Origin of the sequence: Kitasatospora sp. NPDC058243 (genome assembly GCF_042882025.1) — a bacterium.
Classification (GTDB): Bacteria; Actinomycetota; Actinomycetes; order Streptomycetales; family Streptomycetaceae; genus Kitasatospora.
The window spans coordinates 28,453-48,341 of record NZ_JBHVWW010000048.1; the positions used below are offsets into that span (position 1 = coordinate 28,453).

18 protein-coding genes are annotated in these 19,889 nt (G+C 74.6%); 6 read left to right on the forward strand and 12 right to left on the reverse strand.

What is annotated here, in order from left to right; all coding sequences use genetic code 11:
* Positions 1-201: 201 nt before the first annotated feature.
* Both ACFVX9_RS26980 and ACFVX9_RS26985 read left to right on the forward strand, forming a co-directional pair.
* On the forward strand, positions 202-1,401 hold the full coding sequence (locus tag ACFVX9_RS26980) for a cytochrome P450 (protein WP_063345980.1): 1,200 nt from the start codon (positions 202-204) through the stop codon (positions 1,399-1,401).
* Positions 1,402-1,597: 196 nt separating this feature from the next.
* Positions 1,598-2,815 carry an MFS transporter gene (locus ACFVX9_RS26985; RefSeq protein WP_363378646.1) on the forward strand — a complete coding sequence of 406 codons (1,218 nt, stop codon included), beginning with the start codon at positions 1,598-1,600 and terminating at the stop codon, positions 2,813-2,815.
* A 93-nt stretch (positions 2,816-2,908) separates the two neighbouring features.
* Here ACFVX9_RS26985 and ACFVX9_RS26990 read toward each other — a convergent pair whose 3' ends face one another.
* The 3 genes from ACFVX9_RS26990 to ACFVX9_RS27000 form a co-directional block, all read right to left on the reverse strand.
* Positions 2,909-3,700 (reverse strand): putative protein N(5)-glutamine methyltransferase, encoded by a 792-nt coding sequence (locus ACFVX9_RS26990; protein ID WP_380377741.1) that lies wholly within the window; start codon positions 3,698-3,700, stop codon positions 2,909-2,911.
* A 264-nt stretch (positions 3,701-3,964) separates the two neighbouring features.
* Positions 3,965-6,043: an NAD-dependent DNA ligase LigA gene (gene ligA, locus ACFVX9_RS26995; protein ID WP_387983922.1), complete on the reverse strand. Its 2,079-nt coding sequence runs from the start codon at positions 6,041-6,043 to the stop codon at positions 3,965-3,967.
* Between the two features lie 142 nt (positions 6,044-6,185).
* A complete protein-coding gene (locus tag ACFVX9_RS27000) occupies positions 6,186-6,803 on the reverse strand; it encodes a CGNR zinc finger domain-containing protein (RefSeq protein WP_387983924.1) in 618 nt (205 codons plus the stop codon).
* Between the two features lie 81 nt (positions 6,804-6,884).
* Here ACFVX9_RS27000 and ACFVX9_RS27005 point away from each other — a divergent pair, with 81 nt between their 5' ends.
* Positions 6,885-7,667: an MBL fold metallo-hydrolase gene (locus ACFVX9_RS27005; protein WP_380377736.1), complete on the forward strand. Its 783-nt coding sequence runs from the start codon at positions 6,885-6,887 to the stop codon at positions 7,665-7,667.
* Between the two features lie 61 nt (positions 7,668-7,728).
* Here the strand turns inward: ACFVX9_RS27005 and ACFVX9_RS27010 are convergent, their stop codons facing one another.
* The 4 genes from ACFVX9_RS27010 to ACFVX9_RS27025 all read right to left on the reverse strand — a co-directional run bounded on the left by ACFVX9_RS27010 (position 7,729) and on the right by ACFVX9_RS27025 (position 11,197).
* Entirely contained in the window at positions 7,729-8,403 is a 675-nt protein-coding gene (locus ACFVX9_RS27010; RefSeq protein WP_387983926.1) for a ScbR family autoregulator-binding transcription factor, read from the reverse strand.
* Between the two features lie 88 nt (positions 8,404-8,491).
* Entirely contained in the window at positions 8,492-9,358 is an 867-nt protein-coding gene (locus tag ACFVX9_RS27015; protein WP_387983929.1) for a BTAD domain-containing putative transcriptional regulator, read from the reverse strand.
* Positions 9,359-9,799: 441 nt separating this feature from the next.
* Positions 9,800-10,531 carry a ScbR family autoregulator-binding transcription factor gene (locus ACFVX9_RS27020; protein ID WP_380425218.1) on the reverse strand — a complete coding sequence of 244 codons (732 nt, stop codon included), beginning with the start codon at positions 10,529-10,531 and terminating at the stop codon, positions 9,800-9,802.
* 261 nt (positions 10,532-10,792) lie between these two features.
* On the reverse strand, positions 10,793-11,197 hold the full coding sequence (locus ACFVX9_RS27025; RefSeq protein WP_380483770.1) for a RidA family protein: 405 nt from the start codon (positions 11,195-11,197) through the stop codon (positions 10,793-10,795).
* Between the two features lie 215 nt (positions 11,198-11,412).
* On the opposite strand from ACFVX9_RS27025, the gene ACFVX9_RS27030 reads away from it, so the two are divergent.
* A complete protein-coding gene (locus tag ACFVX9_RS27030) occupies positions 11,413-12,051 on the forward strand; it encodes a C40 family peptidase (protein ID WP_380377726.1) in 639 nt (212 codons plus the stop codon).
* Positions 12,052-12,058: 7 nt separating this feature from the next.
* Here ACFVX9_RS27030 and ACFVX9_RS27035 read toward each other — a convergent pair whose 3' ends face one another.
* The gene (locus ACFVX9_RS27035) at positions 12,059-12,601 is read right to left on the reverse strand and encodes a MarR family winged helix-turn-helix transcriptional regulator (protein WP_387983933.1); all 543 of its coding nucleotides are present in this window, start codon (positions 12,599-12,601) and stop codon (positions 12,059-12,061) included.
* Positions 12,602-12,696: 95 nt separating this feature from the next.
* Between ACFVX9_RS27035 and ACFVX9_RS27040 the strand changes: the two genes are divergently transcribed.
* Positions 12,697-13,107, forward strand: a complete 411-nt coding sequence (locus ACFVX9_RS27040) for a VOC family protein (RefSeq protein ID WP_380377722.1) — start codon at positions 12,697-12,699, stop codon at positions 13,105-13,107.
* On the opposite strand, the gene thrS is transcribed toward ACFVX9_RS27040, so the two are convergent.
* From thrS to ACFVX9_RS27055, 3 genes are all read right to left on the reverse strand, one after another.
* Complete coding sequence (gene thrS / locus ACFVX9_RS27045; protein WP_387983935.1) at positions 13,101-14,381, reverse strand: threonine--tRNA ligase; 1,281 nt, start codon at positions 14,379-14,381, stop codon at positions 13,101-13,103. The two genes, ACFVX9_RS27040 and thrS, sit on opposite strands and share 7 nt — an antisense overlap.
* Positions 14,382-14,580: 199 nt before the next feature.
* Positions 14,581-15,303: a leucine-rich repeat domain-containing protein gene (locus ACFVX9_RS27050; RefSeq protein WP_380483779.1), complete on the reverse strand. Its 723-nt coding sequence runs from the start codon at positions 15,301-15,303 to the stop codon at positions 14,581-14,583.
* A 120-nt stretch (positions 15,304-15,423) separates the two neighbouring features.
* Entirely contained in the window at positions 15,424-16,293 is an 870-nt protein-coding gene (locus ACFVX9_RS27055; protein ID WP_380377716.1) for a helix-turn-helix transcriptional regulator, read from the reverse strand.
* A 114-nt stretch (positions 16,294-16,407) separates the two neighbouring features.
* Here ACFVX9_RS27055 and ACFVX9_RS27060 point away from each other — a divergent pair, with 114 nt between their 5' ends.
* Positions 16,408-17,994 (forward strand): MFS transporter, encoded by a 1,587-nt coding sequence (locus tag ACFVX9_RS27060; protein ID WP_380483781.1) that lies wholly within the window; start codon positions 16,408-16,410, stop codon positions 17,992-17,994.
* Between the two features lie 126 nt (positions 17,995-18,120).
* Here the strand turns inward: ACFVX9_RS27060 and lpdA are convergent, their stop codons facing one another.
* Positions 18,121-19,527, reverse strand: a complete 1,407-nt coding sequence (gene lpdA / locus ACFVX9_RS27065) for a dihydrolipoyl dehydrogenase (protein ID WP_387983939.1) — start codon at positions 19,525-19,527, stop codon at positions 18,121-18,123.
* Between the last annotated feature and the right edge of the window lie 362 nt (positions 19,528-19,889).

The following is a 19,889-nucleotide window of genomic DNA, read 5'->3' on the forward strand; positions in this document are numbered from 1 at the left end:
GGCCGCTGGGGGGGGGGGGGGGTGGGGGGGGGGGGGGTGGGGGTGGGTGGGTTGCGGGACCCTGCCAACAGGATTTTCGCCGTGCCCGCCTGGGCCGCAAGACGCCCCCCCCGCGCCTGGTTCCTGCCCATGCGGGTGCGCCGCTGGCCCTTCCCGTCGCTGACCGTGTAGTTGCCGGAGTTCGAGCCCGAGGAGTGATCCATGACCACCGCGGTCGACGACGCCGCCGCGCGGATGTCCGCCTTCATCCGCGACCCCTACCCCACGCTCGCCCGGATCCGCGAGGCCGGCGCGGTCTCCGTCGTGGAGTTCGGCGAGGGCCTGCCGGTCTACCTGGTGACGCGCTACCAGGACGTCCGGGCCGCGCTGATGGACCCGCGTTTCGGGCAGGACGTCCGCCGCAGCCAGGCCATCGCGAGCGGGCGGGGCTCCGGCCTGACGCTCGGTTCGGAGGTGGTCCACATGCTCAACAGCGACCCGCCGGACCACACCCGGCTGCGCCGGCTGATCCAGGGCGTCTTCACCCGCCGGCGGGTCGACCTGATGCGGCCGCTGGTCGAGCGCATCGCCGACGGCCTGCTGGACGGGCTGCGCGGGCGGGAGACCGCCGACCTGGTGACGGACTTCGCCTTCCCGCTGCCGATCATGATCATCTGTGAGCTGCTGGGCTTCCCCCCGGAGGACATGCAGGCCTTCCGCACCTGGTCGACGGCGATCCTCACCCAGGGCGGCGACATGACCTTCGACCAGGCCACCGCCGAACTGAACGACTACCTGCGCGAGTTGATGACGGCCCGGCGGGCGTCGCCGAGCACGGACATCCTGACCGACCTGGTACAGGCCTGTGACGCCGGTGAACTCACCGAGCGGGAGGTGTTCTCGATGGTCTTCCTGCTGCTGATCGGCGGCCACGAGACCACCGTCAACCTGCTCGGCACCGCGACCCTGGCGCTGCTCCACCACCCCGACCAGCTCGCCTGGTTGCGCGCCAACCCGGCGGCGATGCCGGTCGCGATCGACGAGTTCCTGCGCTACGAGTCTCCGGTGAGCATGGCCACGCTGCGGTTCACGAACGCCGACGTGATGGTCGACGACGTGGAGATCCCGGCGGACGAGCTGGTGCTGCTCTCGCTCGGCGCGGCCAACCGGGACCCGGCCCGCTTCACCGATCCCGACCGGCTGATCCTGGACCGGGGCGATCCGGGCCACCTGGCCTTCGGGCAGGGCCTGCACCGGTGCCTCGGCTCCTTCCTCGGCAAGTTGGAGAGCGAGGTCGCACTGACCGGCCTGCTGGAGCGCTTCGGGCGGATCGAACTGGCCGCCGCGGAGGAGACCCTGCCCTGGCGCAACACGATCATGCTGCGCGGCCTGGAGTCGCTGCCGGTCTCGCTCGATGGCTAGCGGCGCGGGAGCAAGCGACACGGGGACGGACAGCACGGGGGCGGGCGGCGCAGGGGCGGGCAGCACGGGGACGGGCGGCGCAGGGGCGGGCAGCACGGGGACGGGCCGCGCAGGGGCGGGCAGCACGGGGACGGGCCGCGCAGGGGCGGGCAGCACGGGGACGGGCCGCGCAGGAGCGCGCGGCGCCGCGGGGCTGTTGCGGTTCCGCCCCCGGATCAGCGTCGCGCCCCTGCGCGCGCGGGGCTTCCGGCTGCTGGTGATCGGGCAGGGCACCTCGGAGTTCGGCAACGCGTTCCAGGTGGTCGCCCTGCCGCTGCTGGTCTACTCCCTCGCCGGAGGCGCCCGCCAGCTGAGCCTGGTGGTCGCCGCCTACGGCGCGGGACGGCTGGCCGCCACCCCGCTCGGCGGGATGCTCGCCGACCGGTTCGGCGCCCGGCGGGTGATGCTGGCGGCCGACCTCGGCCGGCTGCTCGCCACCGCCGGGCTGTGCGCGATCGCCGCCGGCGGGGCGGCGAACTTCTGGCTGATCGGCGGGCTCGCGCTGCTGGTCGGCGTCGGAGCAGGGGTGTTCCTGCCGGCCGCCTGGGCGATCACCCCGACCCTGCTGCCCGCCGAGGACCTGCACGCGGGCAATGCACTGAACAGTACGGTCACCTTCGGCGCCGGTCTGCTCGGTCCGGCGCTGGCCGGCCCGCTGGTCGCCTGGCTGAACCCGGCCGCCGCCCTGGGCCTGGATGCGGCGACCTTCGCCGTGTCGGCGGCGACGCTGCTGCTGATCGGTCGCGGCAGCCTCGTCGCAGCACCCAGCCCGATCTCCGAACGTGCCTCCGTGCCGAAGAACTTCCGGCGCCTGCTGCGGGAATCGCCGTTGCTGCGCGCGGTGCTGACGGTGACGGTGATCGCGAACCTGACGGTGGGCGGCGCCACCCGCGTCGCCCTGCCGACCCTGGCCACCCACGGCTTCGACGCCGGCGCCGTCGGGCTGGGCCTGCTGCTGGCCGCGTTCACCGGCGGTGCGCTGGTCGGCGGCCTGTTCGCGGCCGGCCTCACCGAGGTCCGCTCGCGGGGCCGCACGGCGATGCTCTCCGGACTGGTGATGGGTGTGGCGATCGGCCTGGTGCCGTTCGTCGGCCTCGTCGGCGCCGTGCTGCTGCTCTGCGTGGCCGGCGGCGCCAGCACGGTGACCAACGTCCTGGTCGTCACCGGCGTGCAGAAGAGCACCCCGCCCGCCTTGCTGGCCCGGGTCATGGCGGCCGTCACCTTCTGCGCGCTGGGAGTCTTCCCGATCTCGGTGATCGCGGCCGGCGCGGCGGTGGACGCCTTCGGGAGTCAAGGGGTGTTCGCGACGACCGGGCTCTGTCTGACGGGCGCGTTCGGGTACGCGCTGACCAGGCGTGAGATCCGCGAGCTGTGAGCGCCCAGCCGACCGCCGAGCCCGCTCCCGCCACCGGCGGGCGGGGCGGGAGGCGGGCGGCGGGCGGCGAGGCGGGTCCGGGCGGCAGCCCCGTCAGCGCAGGGTCGCGGTGACGACCGTCGCGTCCAGGTCCTCGCACCAGGCGTCGGCGGCGTCGAGGCCGGCCGCGCGGGCGACGGCCAGGGCCGTCGGGGTCTGCCGTTCGCTGGTCTCGAACAGCAGCGACCCGCCCGGGGCCAGCCAGTGCGGCGCCTCGACGGCCACCCGGCGCAGCACGTCCAGACCGTCGGCGCCGCCGTCCAGCGCCGGCCGGGCCTCGTGCAGCCGGGCCTCCGGCGGCAGCAGCGCGATGTCGGCGCTGGGGACGTACGGGACGTTGGCGAGCAGGACGTCGATCCGGCCGCGCAGGGCGGCGGGCAGCGCGACGAACAGGTCGCCCTCGAAGACCGGTGCCCCGGGCCCGGTGAGGTTGCGGCGGGCACAGCGGACGGCGACCGGGTCGACGTCGGCCGCGTAGAGCTCGACCGGGTGCGCGGCGGCGGCCGCCACGGCGGCGCCGAGGGCGCCGCTGCCGCAGCAGAGGTCGACGACCACGGCGCCCGGGCCGGTGAGCTCGGTGGCCGTGGCGGCCAGGAACTCGCTGCGGCGGCGCGGGACGAACACGCCCGGGTCGACGGCGATCCGCAGCCCGGCGAACTCGGCCCAGCCGACGACGTGTTCCAGCGGCCGGCCCTCGGCCCGGGCGCGGACCATCACGGCCAGGTCGGCCGGTGTGGCGGCGGCGGAGAGCAGGATCCGCGCCTCGTCCTCGGCGAACACGCAACCGGCGGCGCGCAGCCGGGTGACGACCGAGGAACGGAGAGCTGCGGAGGCAAAAACCGACAAGAGGACCCCTTGGGGGAATCGGGAGGAGGACGAACGACTCCGTCAGGGCTCCCGCAAGGGCCGGCACCGCGCCGACGCGTCCGCGCTACGCGCGCGACGCGCCCGCACGGCCGCGCTCCGGGAGCACCCGCTCGGACATACCGGTAATGGGGCTCACCTCCTTGAGTCGCGGTCATACACGGCGTCGGCCACCCTACCGCACCCCCGGCGCGGGCGATCAACTGGTCTTCCGGGCCCAGGTCCTGCCCGGCCGGCCTGGCGGAGCTAGCCGAGCTGCTCGGCGACCAGGGCGGCGAACTCCTCCGGGGTCATGACGGGCACTCCGAGTTCCTCCGCCTTGGCGCGCTTGGAGCCGGCCTTCTCGCCCGCGACGAGAAGGGTGGTGCGCTTGGACACCGAGGAGGAGGCCTTGCCGCCGGCGCGTTCGATCAGCTCGTTCATCGCGTTGCGGGAGAGCTCGGCGAGGGCTCCGGTCATGCTGCCGGTGACGACCACGCTCTGGCCTGTCAGCGGGCCGGCCAGCGGGCCCGCCGCGGTGTCGCCCGCGGCCGCCGCGCCGCCGGCCGCGGCCTGGGCGGCGGGTGCCGTCGGCTCGGTCACCGCGGTGCCGACACCCTGTGTCACGAGTCGGTCCAACAGCGGTGCCACGTCGGCGAGTTCGGCGACGATCACGGCGGCCTTCTCGACCCCGATGCCGTCCACGCCGGCCAGCGCCTCGACATCGGCGGCACGGATCGCGGCCATGCTGCCGAAGTGCGCGGCGAGTCGGCGGGACATCGTCCGGCCGGTGCCGCGGATGCCGAGGGCGCAGAACACCCGGTTCAGCGGGCGGCTGCGGGCGGTCTCGATGGCGGCGAGCAGGTTGTCGGCGCTGGTGTCGCCCATCCGCTCCAGGGTGAGCAGCTGCTCCCGGGTGAGGGTGAACAGGTCGGCGAGGTCGCCGACCAGCCCGGCCTCGACCAGCTGGACGGCGCGGGTGCCGCCGAGGCCCTCGATGTCGAGCTGGTCGCGCCCGGCCGCGTAGACCACCGAGGCGACCGCCTGGCAGGCCCGGCCGCGCACGCAGCGCCAGCGCTGCTCGGAGGTGTCGATGGCGTCGCCGCAACGTGGACAGACCTCGGGGAAGGCGATCGGCTGCTCGGCGCCGGTGCGCTGGTCGACCAGTGGCGCCTCGACCCGCGGGATCACGTCGCCGGCCCGGTAGACGAACACCTGGTCGCCGATCATCAGCCCGCGGCGCCCGATGTCGGCCGGGTTGTGCAGGGTCGCGTAGGTGACGGTGACGCCGTCGATCACCACCGGTTCGAGGACGGCCCGGGGCGCGATGATCCCGGTGCGGCCGACGTTCCACTCGACGCCGAGCAGCCGGGTGACCTTGTGCTGCGCCGCCAGCTTGCGGGCCACCGCCCAGCGCGGCGCGCGGGAGCCGGAGCCGGCCGCCTCCTGGTCGACCACCGCGTCCGCCTTCACCACCACGCCGTCGATCCCGAAGGGCAGTGCGGCGCGCAGGCCGGCGATCTCGTCGATCCGCTGCTGCGCCTCGACGAGGGTCGCGCAGCGGTGCGGCGCGGCGTCGGTGCTGGCGGCGGTGTTGGCGCCGAGGACGGCGAGCCGGGCGAGCAGGTCGGCGTGGTCGAGGCCGGGCAGGCCGAGGGCGTCGTAGGCGAAGAAGGTGAGTTCGACGCGGTAGGCGCGGTCCTTGGCGCGCAGGGTGCCGGCCGCGCCGCTGCGCGGGTGGGCGAACGGGGTGGCGCCGTGCGCGGTGCGGACGGCGTTGGCCTGCTCGAACTGCTCGTGGGTGAGCAGCACCTCGCCGCGCAGCTCGACGTCGACCGGTTCGGCGAGCCGGGCGGGCAGGCCGAGCACGGCGTCGGCGGCGGCGGTGATGTCCTCCCCCGCCAGGCCGTCGCCCCTGGTCAGCACCTGGGTGAGCCGGCCGGCCCGGTAGCGGGCGGCGACGGCGAGGCCGTCCAGCTTCGGCTCGACGCACCAGGCGGCGACCGGCCGGCCGAGCCGGCGCTCCAGACCGGCCGCCCAGGACTCCAGCTCCTCGGCCGAGAAGACGTTGTCGAGGGAGAGCATCGGCGCGCTGTGCGGGACGTCGCCGACCGCCGCGCCGCCGGCCACCTTGCCGGTGGGCGACTCGGGCAGCGCCTCGTCCGGGTGCTCGTGCTCGTAGGCCTCGATCGCCCGCACCAGGGCGTCGTACTCGTCGTCGCCGAGCGGGGCGGAGCCGTCGGCGTAGTACGCGGCGGCGGCCCGCACGGCGGCGGCGACGGCGTCGGCGTAGGCCTGCGGGGAGGCCAGGGCGGCAGGGGAGGCCAGGGTGGCTGCGTCCTTCATACCGCCATCATGGCGAGCCGCACTGACATTCGGCCCGCTCGAACGCGGCTCGCACGGACCGCGCCGGGGGGTGCGGCCCGCGCCGGCCAGGGGTGTCGACCAGGGCCGTCGGCGAGGGCGTCGATCGAGGCCGCCGGCCCGGTCAGTCCGGCTGGGGCCGGGTGCGCCGGGCGTAGGCGCGGGCCGCGCGGGCGCGGTCGCCGCAGCGGGTGGAGCACCAGTGCCGCCGGCCGTGCCGGAGGAGGTACCGGGTGCACGGGGTGGAGCCGCAGGCGGTGAGGCGGGCGGCTTCGGGCCCGGTGAGCAGGTCGGCGGCGTCGGCGGCGAGGGTGGCCAGGGCGTGGTCGACGATCTCGGTGGTGGGGTGGGGGGCCGCGCGGTAGGGGCCGCTGCCGTCGTCCCACCGCAGCAGCCGGGCCGTGGGCAGGCGGGTCAGGGCGTCGTTGACGGCGGCCAGGGCGGAGGGGGGTGCGGGCAGCTCCGCGACGCGGGCGGCGAACAGCGTCCTGACCTGTTCGCGCATCGAGCGCACCTGCGCCGTGCACATCTCCTGAAGGCCCGCGCCGGCCGGGGCGAGGCCGTGCTCCAGGAGCCACTGGCCGGCGGCGGCCGGCGTGCCGAGGCGGTCGAGGACGTGTCCGCCGGGCAGCGTGACGGCGCTGTTGACCAGGGCGAGCGAGGGGTACTGCTGCTCGCCCGGCGCGGGTGGCACGGCGGTCTCGTCGGTGGCGGTGTCCGCGGCGTCCGTCATGAGTCTCATGGTAGCGCTTGCGCTCATCCGTGAGAACCGGCTAGCGTTCCTCACGGATAAACCGCTCTCAACCGTGAGGTGTGCTTCACCATGGCTTCTTCCGACACGACCGTCGAGCAGTTCCCCGTCCGCCTCTTCGGCGGCCCGACCGCCCTCTTCGAGTACGGAGGCCTGCGCTTCCTCACCGACCCGACCTTCGACGGCCCGGGCGACTACCTGCGGCCGGACGGCCGGTTCCTGACCAAGACCGCGCCCTCCTCCGGGAGCCCCGCCGACGCCGGCCGCGTCGACGTCGTCCTGCTCTCCCACGACGAGCACCCCGACAACCTCGACCACTCCGGCCGGGCCCTGCTGGCCGACGTCCCGCTCACCCTCACCACCCCCGGCGGCGGCCTGCGCCTCGGCGGCACGGCCCGGGGACTGGCCGACTGGGAGTCGGTCACGCTGGACCGCCCCGGCGGCGGCACCCTCACCGTGACCGCCGTGCCCGCCCTCCACGGGCCCGGGGCCCGCGAGCAGGTGGAGGCCGTCACCGGCCAGGTCGTCGGCTTCGTCCTGACCGGGGAAGGGCTGCCCACCGTCTACGTCAGCGGGGACAACGCCTCCCTCCTCGCCGTGGGGGAGATCGCCGAACGCTTCGCCCCCGTCGACACCGCGATCCTCTTCGCCGGGGCCCCCCGCTTCGCCGCCCTCTTCGACGGCGCGCCCATCGTCCTGGACAGCGCCCAGGCCGCCGAGGCCGCCGCGATCCTCGACGCCCGCCGGGTCGTCCTCGTCCACCACGACAGCTGGGCCCACTTCACGGAGGACCGCGACGACCTGGTGGCCGCCTTCACGGCCGCCGGCCTGGCGGAGCGCCTCCACACGGCGTGACCGGCCCCGGGCGGGGCGCGCCGCACGAGGCGCCCCGCCTGTCCGCTCCTGAATCGCCCGCTCAGCCCGGCAGCGGCGCCAGCGGCCTGGTCCGGTAGGCGTCGGAGGAGCCCGGGGGGACGAGGCAGGGCAGCAGCCACTCCCACAGGGCGCCGACCCGGCGGGCGCGCTCCTCACCCGGGCAGCCGTCGCCGAAGACGACCTCCAGCCCGCAGGCGGCCGCCACCACCAGGGTCTCCGGGCCGGGGTCGCCCGAGCGGTCGCGCAGCTCGCCGGCACGCCGGGCACCCGTCAGCAACTCCCGGACGACACCGGCCCAGACGCCGTGGAAGCCCCGCACGCCCGCGACCGGCGCGCCGGGGGCGGACGTGGCGGGAGCGAACGCGGCGGTCCTCGACTGCCAGCCGCCCTCCCGGCCGAGGCGGAACGCCGCCCGGACCACCGCGTCCGACCCCAGGGCGTCGACCAGCCAGTAGCCCACGTCGATCAGCGTCTGCAGGGGGGAGGAGGTGGCCCGCAGACCGCCGCAGGCGCCCCGCAGCGAGCGCTCGGCCCGCTGGAACACCGCCTGTGCCAGCTCCTCCTTGGACGCGAAGTGGAAGTAGAGCGCACCCTTCGTCACTCCTGCGGCACCGGCGATCTCGCCGAGCGTGGCCCCCGCATAGCCGCAGCGGTCGAACAGCACCGCCCCCGCCTGCACCAGCCGTCCGCGTGTCCGTTCCGACCTCTCCTGCACCACCCGACCCACACCCCTCACAACGACGAGCACGTTCCGACCACACACGAAGCAGCGCCCCGGCAGCGACGGCGCCTTCCGCGCGTCCTCAGCCGACCCGGGTGAACCGGGCCACCGACGCCTCCGGCGAAGCGGTCGCGGCCGCCTCGCGCTCCGAACGCTCCGGGCGCTCCGGGCGCTCCGGGCCGGCCAGCAGGATGGAGCGCTGGAGCCGTCGCAGTCCGGTGGACGGCTCCATGCCCAACTCCCGCACCAGGGTGTTGCGCAGGCGCTGGTAGGCCTCCAGGGCCTCGCCCCGTCGGCCGGAGCGGTGCAGGGCGATCATGTACTGGCCGTGCAGGCTCTCGTGGGTGCGGTAGCGGTCGACCAGGACGGTGAGTTCGGCGAGCAGGACGCGGTGGCGGCCCAGCCGCAGGTCGGCCTCGATCCGCTGGTCCAGGGCGCAGAGCCGGGTCTCCTCCAACCGCTTGGCCTCGACGGCGAGTTGACCGCCGGCCGGGATGTCGGCGAAGGCCGGACCGCGCCACAGGCCGAGCGCCTCGCCGAGCATCCGGGCGGCCAGCGGGTGGTCGTCGCCGTCCATGGCCCGGTAGCCCATGCCGGCCAGGCGCTCGAACTCCCGGACGTCCGTCAACCCGCCGCCGCTGTTCAGCATGTAGCCGCCCGGCGAGGTCACCAGCACGTCCTTGGCGCAGGAGACCCCTGCCGCCGGGCCGACCTGCCCGAGCGCCCGGTCGATCATGTCGCGCAACTGCAGCACGTACGTCTGCACCGTCGTGCGTGCGCTGCGCGGCGGGCGGCCCGACCACAGCTCCTCGGCCAGCACCCCGGCCGACACCACCTGGTCGGCCCGCAGGGCCAGCAGCCCCAGCACCTGACGCGGTTTCGGCGCCGATGGCACCACCGACACCCCGCACACCCGGACGTCCAATGCCCCGAGCACCCTAATTTCCACGATGACCACCCCAATCACACGGAACGCCGCAGGCCGATCCGCCGCGGCTGGCACCCGGGTCGACACCCCTAGGGCGACTGTCACCAGTCAAAAACAGGACGCGCGGTTTGTCAATACAAAACCGAACGTGCTGTTTGTTTCTTGGGATGAGCGGCCTGCCTCGGACAGACGGGCGCGGCGGCCACGCTGCGCCACGAACCGGCCACCACGCGCAGCGGAGTGCGGGCAAACCGAAGGCGGCGTCGGACCCCCATGGATCCCGCGCCGCCACCAATTCGCCCGCACTGCGCGCCCGCCGCCAGCCGGCCGATCACCGCCCGGAAACCGCCCGGACGGCCCCGGACGCCCCCGGACGCCCCCGGACGCCCCCGCGAGCAGGGGGTCGCCGAGCCCCTGTCAACTCCGCACCAGCCGCAGCGATTTCCGGCCGGTGCCGGACCGTCAGCCCACACCGACCTCATCCGCGACCGCCCGGGCCGCCGACCGCGCCCCGTCCTGCGTCCCACCCTGCGCCCCGGCGCCCTCCGTCGCCGCGCGGGCGGCCGCCACCTCGGCGACCACCTGGGCACCGCGGTCCGGGCCCATCTGCAGCGAACCGAGCACACCCGGCACCGCGATGCTCGGCATCAGGTGCTGGAACAGCCCGGCGGCCCGCCGCTCCAAGTCCGCGCGCCCGGAGAGCTTCTGCGACTGGATCTGCACACCCGTCCACGCCGCCGTGACCAGCCACGCGGTGTCGGCCGGGACGACGTGCGGCAGCAGTTCGCCCCGCTCGCCGGCCGCGACCAGCAGCGCCTCCAGCCGGCTGATCCAGCCGGGGATCGCGCCGCCGCCGAGGTCGTCGAAGACGTCCTGCCCCAGGGAGAGCCGGGCCCCCGCGCTCAGCAGCGGATCACGCGGCATCAGATAGGCCACCACCATCCCGGTGTCCACGAACTCCTGGAGTTTGCAGACCCGTTCCGGCACACCGTCCTGGACGAACTGCTCCTCGACGACGCCCTGGGCCAGATCCCGCTTGGAGGCGAAATGGAAATACACCGCACCACGCGTCACACCGGCCCGCGCGACCACCTCGCCGATGGTGGCGCCCTCGTAGCCGAACTCGTCGAAGACCGACGCCGCCGCCTCCAGGATCAGCCGACGCGTCCGGACCGCCCGCTCCTGCCGAACCACCGCAACCACCCCACCCAGAGCTCCCGGAAAACAAAACCAAACACCCCGTATCTTAGCTACCGGTGGCCTACGGACGACAAGATGATGTCGGGGAATCGCCTCAAACGCTCCTTCCCTCCCGCCCGCATCCTCCGCATTTTGCCTACGGGCCGCTGCTTCTTCGCCGGACGATCGAAAGCGGCACCGGCGCCACACATCACACATTCGGGGAAAAACCGAACGATCGGTTTCCTCATTTGGACACCCGCGGGCCGGAAGGCGTCACGGCAGGACGGCCACCGCCTCCACCTCCACCAGCTGGTCGTGGTAGCCGAGCACCGACACACCCAGCAGCGTGCTGGGGGCGTCGTGCTCCCCCATGTAGGCGCGGTACACGTCCCACACCGCGACCAGGTCGGCCCGATCGGCGGAGGCCACGTACACCGTCGTCCGTGCGACGTCGGTCAGCCCGGCACCCGCGTCCTCCAGCGCGGTTATCAGGTTCCGCATCACCTGGTGCGCCTGGCCCGCGTAGTCGCCGACGGCGACCGTCCGCCCCTCGGCGTCGAGCGGGCAGGCGCCGGCGAGCCAGAGCGAACGGGCCGGGGCCTCGACCAGGGCCGCATAGGCGTAGTCGACGGCCGGGGTGAGGCGGGAGCTGCGGATCAGCTTGACTGCGCTGTTCAAGGGGCACTCCGAAGGGTCGTGGCCGAACGTTTGCGCCCATCGTTGGCCTCTCCTGAGTAACCGTCAAACCATTTACCAGCGCTGTCCCGTCCACCACAGGGCCGTTGCTTCCACGATTCACCGTTGCGGGTGATGGCGGGCCGACCCGCCCGGCCGGAATCCTGGTGGCCGCCACCCGCGCGGGTCGACGCCGCGCCGACACCAGGAGGTCCCCCATGGAATCCCGACCGCCGTACCGCGACGAGGCCTCCGGGGTCCGCCGGCGCCGGATGCTGGGCCTGGCACTCGGGGCGGGGCTCGCCCCGGCCCTCACCCCGGCCGCGACGGCGACCGCGACGGCGACGGCGACATCAACGGCCCGGTCGGATACCCCCGTGGTCGCGTCCGCCGCCCTGGGCCGCCGGGTCGCCGAGGTGGCCACCGCCCAGCTCGACGTGCCGTACGCCTGGGGCGGCGGCGACCGGCTGGGGGCGAGCCTCGGCTTCTGCGACGACGAGAACGGCTACCTGGACGGCGTCTGCCTGGGCGAGAGCACGGTCGGCTTCGACTGCAGCGGCCTGTCCCTCTACTGCTGGTACCGGGCCAGCCACGGCACCGTCGAGCTCGGGCACTACACCGTCGCCCAGTTCCACCGCAGCGCCCCGGTGGAGCGTGACGCCCTCGCCCCGGGCGACCTGCTGTTCTTCTCCCGCCCGGACGCGCCGCTGCACCACGTCGGCATCCACGTCGGCGACGGCGCGATGATCCACGCCGAGCGCACCGGGACGCTGGTCGCCCGGGTCGAGCACGCCCTCGACGTCCCGCGCTGGGCCGGCGAGTTCGCCGGTGCCCGCCGCCCCGGGCCGGCCGGCTGAGCGGGCCTCAGAGGCCGCGCCGCTCCCCCGACCCCGGCCCCTGGCCCTGGCCCTGGCCCTGGTGGACGCGCAGCAGCAGGCCGTGCAGCAGCTGCCGCTCCCGCGCGTCCAGCGGCGCCAGTACCTCGTCCTGCACCGCGCGCGCCCGGGCGTCCAGCTCCGCGAGCAGCGCCCGCCCGGCGTCGGTGACCGACACCGAGACCCGCCGCCGGTCCGCCGGGTCGCGGACGCGCTCGACGTACCCGGCGGCGGCCAGCTGGTCGGCGACCTTGGCGAGGTCGCTCGGGTCGATGCCCAGCCGCTGGACCAGGTCCCGCTGGGCGTGCGGCCCGAAGTCGGCGAGCGCGGCCAGCACGGCCATGTCCCAGAGCCGCAGGCCGTGTTCGGCGAGCTGCTCGGCGAGGCGCCCCCGTGCCGTCCGGCCGATCCGGGAGAGCAGGTAGGTACTGAGGTCGAGCAGCGTCGGCGGCAGGGAGGGAGCGGACAGGGAGGGGGCGGCCAGCGGGGGTTCGGGGAGCAGGGGTTCGGGGAGCAGGGGTTCGGGGGCCATGGCGTCAGTCTAGGGTCCGTCCCTATAGTGGGTGCCGACCCACTAATATCGGACCGATCCGACCCGATGAATCCTCGAGCCCGGGAGCTTCGACCGTGGACGCCCTGTACCCCCGCCTGCTCGTGACCCGTTTCGCCGAGTGCTTCCGGTTCTACCGGGCGGTCCTGCCGCCCCTCACCGGCGCCGCCCTGGTCAAGGGCGCCCCCGACGGCCCCTACGCCAACTGGGACGTCGACGGGCAGGCCGTCCTGGTGCTCTTCGACCGCCCCGCGATGGCAGCCGCCCTGGGCACCACCGGCCTGCCCGAACGCCCGGCCGCCCCCGCCCAGGACGCCGCGATGCTGGTCTTCCGGGTGGCCTCCGTGGACGACGCGTTCGCCCTCTGCCTGCGGCACGGCGGCACCCCGGTCGTCGGCCCGACCGACCGGCCGCAGTGGGGCCCCAACCTGCGCAGCGCCCACCTGCGGGACCCGGACGGCCACCTGATCGAGCTCCAGTCCTACTGACCCGCCCCGCCCGGTCGGCGCGCGGGGTCGTCCGCCCAGAGGTCGGCGCTGCACGCCGCCACCAGTGCGCCGATCCTGGCCCAGGCCTCCTCCGCGGGCAGCGGTTCGAGTCGGCGGCCGTCCCGCAGCCGCAGCGCGACCCGGTCGTCCACGGCCTCCTTGGCCCCGATCACGGCCTGGTACGGCACCAGGCGCGCCGCCCGGATCCGAGCGCCCAGGCTGCCGTGCTCGGGCCCGGCGACCTCGGCGCGCAGCCCGAGGTCGAGGCAGCGCTGCCGGAACCGCTCGGCCTGCGGCAGTTCGCCCTCGGAGACCGGCAGCAGCACCACCTGTACCGGGGCCAACCAGGCCGGGAACGCGCCTCCGTACAGCTCGATCAGGTGGGCGACCACCCGCTCCACGCTGCCGATCACGCTGCGGTGGACCATCACCGGCCGGTGCTTCGCGCCGTCCGGGCCGATGTAGTGCAGACCGAAGCGCTCGGGCTGGTGGAAGTCGATCTGCACGGTGGAGAGGGTGAACTCGCGCCCGGCGCCGTCGGCGATCTGCACGTCGATCTTCGGCCCGTAGAAGGCGGCCTCGCCCTCTGCCGCCTCGAACGGCACGCCGGAGCGTTCCAGCACGTCGGTGAGCAGCGCGGTGGCCCGTTCCCAGAGGGCCGGATCCGCCACGTACTTGCCGCCCGCGCCGGGCAGCGAGAGCCGGTAGCGGACCGGTTCGATGCCGAGCGCGCGGTGTGCCGCGCGGATCAGCTCCAGTGCTGCGACGGCCTCGTCGGCGGCCTGCTCCGGGGTGCAGAACACGTGCGCGTCGTTCAGCTGGATCGCCCGGACCCTGGTCAGCCCGCCCAGCACGCCGGACAGTTCGGAGCGGTACATGCCGCCCAACTCGGCCATGCGCAGAGGGAGTTCCCGGTAGCTGTGGGGCCGGGAGCGGTAGATCAGGGCGTGGTGCGGGCACAGGCTCGGCCGGAGCACCATCTCCTCCGAGCCCAGTTCCATGGGTGGGAACATGTCCTCGCGGTAGTGCGCCCAGTGGCCGGAGATCTCGTACAGCTCGCGCTTGCCGAGCACCGGCGAGTACACGTGGCGGTAGCCGGCCCGCCGCTCGCGCTCGCGGATGAACTCCTCCAGGGTGTGCCGGATCGCGGCGCCGTCGGGCAGCCAGTAAGGCAGGCCGGAGCCCATCAGCGGGTCGGTGTCGAACAGGTCCAGTTCGCGGCCGAGCTTGCGGTGATCGTGCGCGGCGCGGTCGTGCATGGGGTGGTCGTGCATGGGGTGGTCTCCACTCGGGTCGGCGGGCGAGTGGTCCGGAAACGGCGAAGCCCCGGGGCACTCGCCCCGGGGCTTCGGACTAGGTCAGCAGTCAGCGCACCGGGACTCTCTCCGGCGTCGTCGTGGCGAGTGCAGCGCGCTTCATGCGATCCACGATAACAGGGCACCGACCGCCGTGGTGATCTTTATCCGCGGCCGCTCAGAACAGGACGGCGCAGCCGCGCGCGTCGAGCGCGGCGAGCAGCCGCGGCGAGGGGCGCGCCTCGTTCCACCGCAGGTCCAGCTTCTCCAGTGCGGGCAGTTCGGCCAGCCAGTGCGGCAGTTCGGTGATCCGGTTGCCCCGCAGGTCGAGCCGGCGCAGCACCGGCAGCCCGGCGAGCACCGGCGGGACCTCGGCGAGCGCGTTGTCCCGCAGTTCGAGTTCGCGCAGTGCGGTGAGGCCGCCGAAGGTGTCCGGCAGGGTGGTCAAGTCGTTCCCGCACAGCCAGAGTTCACGCAGGGCGGTCAGTTCGCCGAGGCGGTCGGGCAGCGCGGTGAGCCGGTTGCGCTGGGCGCGCAGCTCGACCAGGGCGGTCATCTCGCCGATGGCGGAGGGGAGTTCGGTGATCCGATTGTCGCCGAGGTTGAGGTAGCGCAGCGCGGTGAGGCGGCCGAGCGCGGCCGGCAGCGCGGTCAGCGCGTTGTCGTGCAGGTAGAGGAAGTCGGCGAGCCCGGTCAGCTCGCCCAGTTCGGCGGGCACGCCGGTGAGCCGGTTGTGTCCGAGGTCGAGGGTACGAAGCCGTCGCAACCTGCCCACCTCGGGCGGCAGTTCGGTCAGGCCGGTCTCGGCGAGGATGAGCACGGTCAGGTCGGTCCGGTCCCACACCTCGGCCGGCACCGCGCCGAGGGGCCGGCGCCAGAGGTTCAGCGTCACGTCTGTCACGCCCGTCATTGTCCCGTCCACGCGCCCGCCCCCGTGCCCCTCGCCCTCCCCGCCCTGCTGGACCACCGGGCAGCGCCGCACCCCGGCCGGGAGGCGCTGCTGGTACCGGGCGGCCCCGGCTCACCTGCCCGGGGCGGCGGCCGTGAAGCCGCCGAGGAAGGTGAGCGCCTCCTCAGCCGGGCTCCCGGGGGCGGCCGTGTAGACGACCAGGAGGTGGCGCGCGGCGCCGGGCGCCTGGAAGGTCTCGTAGTCGAGCGTCACGTCGCCGACCACGGGGTGCCGCAGGCGCTTGGGGCCGTGGGTCTTCTCGTGCACGTGGTGGCCGGCCCACAGCCGGCGGAAGTCGGCGCTGCCGAGTGCCAGTTCGCCGATCAGGCGCACGAGTTCGGGGTCGTGCGGGTGCCGGCCGGAGGCCATCCGCAGGATGCCGACGGTGGTGCGCGCGGCGTCCTCCCAGTCGAGGTGGACGTCCGGCGCGCCCGGGTCGAGAAAGATCCGTCGGGCCAGGTTGCGTTCGCGCGGCGGGAGTTCGGGGAAGTCGGCGATCAGCGCGGCGGCCAGCCGGTTCCACGCCAGGACGTCGTTGCGGTCGTTCATGATCAGCGCGGGGGTGGTCGGCATCGCCTCCACGACCCGCCGCAGGGCGGGGCGCAGGGCGTCGCCGTCCCGTCCGGCGCCCGCCGTCCTGGCCGCCGAGCGGCGGGGCGGGCGGGCCAGGTCGTACAGGTGGGCGCGCTCGGCGGGGCCGAGCCGCAGGGCGCGGCCGAGCGCGTCGAGCACCTCGTCGGACGGGCGCTCGGCGCGGCCCTGTTCCAGCCGGACGTAGTAGTCGGTGCTGAGGCCGACCAGTTCGGCGACCTCCTCGCGCCGCAGGCCGGGCACCCGGCGGCGTCCGGTCGGCGGCAGCCCCGCCTGCGCGGGTGACACCAGCGCCCGCCGGGTGCGCAGGTAGTCGCCGAGGCTGGCGGCGAGCGTGATCGGTTCGGCCATGCGTTCCAGTATGGGGCGCCCGGCCGGGGGTGCGGGGGCCGGAGGGTGGCCCTGTCACACCCAGGGAACGGGGCTCTCTTCATCCGGCGGCGGCGCCCGCGAACGATCGGGGCCATGACTGCTTCTCCCCGCCTCGACGACGCCCGTCCCGGCGACGCCCGTCCCGAAGGCGCCCGCCGCGCCGCGCCGCCCCGGACCGAGCACCCGGCGGGCACGGCCGCTCCCCCACCGGGTACGGACGGTGGTCCGGGCGGTTACTGGGCGACCGTCACCGCGGTCGGCTGCGCCAGCATGATGCTGCCGTTCTCGGTGACCGGGGCCGCCGTGGCGCTGCCCGGCATGACCGCGCAGCTGGGCTCCTCGGTGGGCGCCGCCCAGTGGATGCTGAACGCCTTCAACCTCACCTTCGCCGCGCTGCCGCTGGCGGCCGGCGGCCTCGCGGACCGGATCGGCCGGCGGCGCGTGCTGCTGTCGGGGATCGCGCTGGTCGGCGCGCTGTCCGCGGTGGTGGCGCTCGCGCCGTCGATGGCCGTGGCCGACGCCGCCCGGGCGGTGCAGGGGTGCGGGGCGGCCGCCGTGCTGGCGGCGGGCGCGGCGGTCCTGGCCCAGTCCACCTCCGGGCGGCGCCGACGGCTCGCCTTCGGGATCCTCGGCACCTCCTTCGGCACCGGCCTGGCGATCGGGCCGCCGGCCGCCGGCCTGCTGGTGGAGGCGGCCGGCTGGCGGTCGGTCTTCCTGCTCGTCGCCGTCCTGGCCCTGCCCGCGTGGCTGTGCGCCACCCGGGCCCCGGAGTCCCGCAACCCGGACCACCCCGGGATCGACCTGCCCGGGGTGGTCTGCTTCACCGGCGGGCTCGCCGCGCTGTCGTACGCGCTCGTGCAGGCCGGCACCGCCGGCTGGACGGCGCCGGACACGCTGCTGCCGCTGGCGGGCGCGGTGCTGCTGCTGGTCCTGTTCGCCGCAGTGGAGGTCCGCCGGGCCGGGCGCGCCATGGTCGACGTCCGGCTGTTCCGCAGGCCCGAGTTCCTCACCGTGGTGTGCCAGCCGTTCACCGTCACCCTGGGGTTCGTCGTGCTGCTGGTCTACCTCCCGGCCTACCTCCAGGGTGTGGGTGGCAGGAGCGTCCTGACCAGCGGTCTGCTCCTGCTGCCGATGACGGCGCCCGTCCTCCTGCTGCCGTTGGTGGCCGGGCGCCTCGCCGCCGCCGTCTCCGTCCGGGCGGTGCTGACCGCGGCCTCCGCGCTGATCGCGGCGGGCTCCCTGCTGCTGGTGACGGTGCGCGGCGACGGGTCGTGGCTCGCGCTGGCGGTGCCGCTGCTGCCGTTCGGGGCCGGGGTCGGGCTGGCCTTCGGGGTGATGGACGACGCGGCCGTCGGAACCGTCCCCGCCGAGCACGCCGGGGCCGCCGCGGGCGTCTTCAACACGATGCGGATCACCGGGGAGTCCGTGGCCGTCTCCGGGGCCGCCGCGCTGCTCAGCACGCTGACCGCCGCGCACCTGGGCGGCAGCGGCCTCGCCGCCGACGAGGCGGCGCAGCTCGCGGGGCAGGCCGTCCAGGGCAGGGTGGCCGCGGCGCACCAGGCCGCCCTGGCCGCCGGGTTCACCGACGCCCTGCACGTCCTCGGGCTGGTCCTCGCCGCCCTGTCCGCCCTCGGCGCGGTGCTCACCTACCTCGCCCTGGCACCGGACGGGTCGGCCTGATCCGCCGTCGGAGCCGGGGCCCGGGGCCCGGGACCGCCTCCGCCGCCGGAGCCAGGACCGGGGCCGCCGGAAAGCGGCAGGGCCCGCCCGGGAGGTCGGGCGGGCCCTGCCGTCATGCGATGCGCGTCACATGTTGATCATGTGGCCGGCGAGGCCGTGGATGGCCTCCTTGACCGCCTCGCCGAGGGTGGGGTGGGCGTGCACGTTGCGGGCGACCTCGTGGACGGTGAGGTCCCACTGCTGGGCCAGGGTCAGCTCGGGCAGCAGCTCGGTGACCTCGGGGCCGATCAGGTGGGCGCCGAGCAGCTCGCCGTACTTGGCGTCGCTGATGACCTTGACGAAGCCGATCGGGTGGCCGAGGCCGTGCGCCTTGCCGTTGGCGGTGAACGGGAACTTGGCGACCTTGACGTCGTGGCCCAGCTCGCGGGCCTGCGCCTCGGTGTAGCCGAAGGAGGCGATCTGCGGCTGGCAGTAGGTGGCGCGCGGGATCATGGCGAAGTCGACCTCCATGGTCTCCGCCCCGCCGATGGTCTCGGCGGCGATCACGGCCATCGTCTCGGCGGCGTGCGCGAGCATCAGCTTGGCCGTCACGTCGCCGATCGCGAAGATGTGCCCGGCGCTGGTGCGGCCGCGGCCGTCCACCGCGATGGCGCCGCGGTCGGTCAGCTTGACGCCGGCGTTCTCCAGGCCGTAGCCGTTGACGCGCGGCGCGAAGCCGATCGCCTGGAGCACCTTGTCGGCCTCCAGCACCTGCTGCCGGCCGTCCCTGGTGACGGTGACCTTGACCTTGGCGTTCGGGTCGCTGTCGTCGATCGACTCGACCCGGGTGGAGGTGAGCACCTCGATGCCGAGCTTGCGGTACTGCTTGGCCAGTTCGGTGGAGACCTCGACGTCCTCCAGCGGCACCACGCGGTCCAGGAACTCGACGATGGTGACCTTCACGCCGTAGTTGTGCAGCACGTACGCGAACTCGACGCCGATCGCGCCGGCGCCCGCGATGATGATGCTCTCCGGCAGCTGCTCGGTGAGGATCTGTTCCTCGTAGGTGACCACCCGGTCGCTCAGGCTGGTGCCGGGCAGCAGCCGGGTGGTGGCACCGGCGGCGATGACGCAGTGGTCGAAGGTGACGACGTCGAAGCCGCCGCCGCTGAGCGCGACCTGGAGGGTGTGGTCGTCGACGAAGGTGCCCCAGCCGTCGTACTCGGTGATGCCGTTCTTCTTCATCAGGTAGTGGACGCCCTTGACCCGGCCGTCGGCCACCGACCGGCTGCGGCGGAAGGCCTCGCCGAAGTCGAAGGTCACCTTGCCTTCGACCTTGATGCCGAAGGTCTTGGCCTCCTTGGTGAAGATGTGGGCGAGCTCGGCGTTGCGCAGCAGGGCCTTGGAGGGGATGCAGCCGACGTTCAGGCAGACGCCGCCCCAGTACTTGGCCTCGATGACGGCGGTCTTCAGGCCGAGCTGAGCGGAGCGGACGGCGGCGGTGTAGCCGCCGGGGCCGGCGCCGAGGACGACGACGTCGTAGTGCGTGCTCATGTTGCTGACTCCTCCGAGGGTGTCACGGTCTCGTGATCTCGGCCCCATGGTGTCAGGACCGGGTTCGACGCACCCACCGGGTCTCGGCGGATGCGCTCCGCGCGGCACCGTACCCGGCCCGGGGCCGAATTGTCAGTGCCCTCGGCTACGGTGCTCGCAACCTCGCCGGGCAGGGGCGAGGCCCGGGGCGAGGTCCGGGGGTGCGAGCGGGAGGAGGGGCCGAATGGCGGACGAACCCGGCGGAGCCGGCGGGTGGGGCGGGGGGGGACCCCCCCCCAAGACGGAAACGGGGCCCCCCGGGACCCCAGACGTCGCCTCGTGGGCGTGGGCCCCCCTCCTCCCACCACCACCCCCCCCCTTTC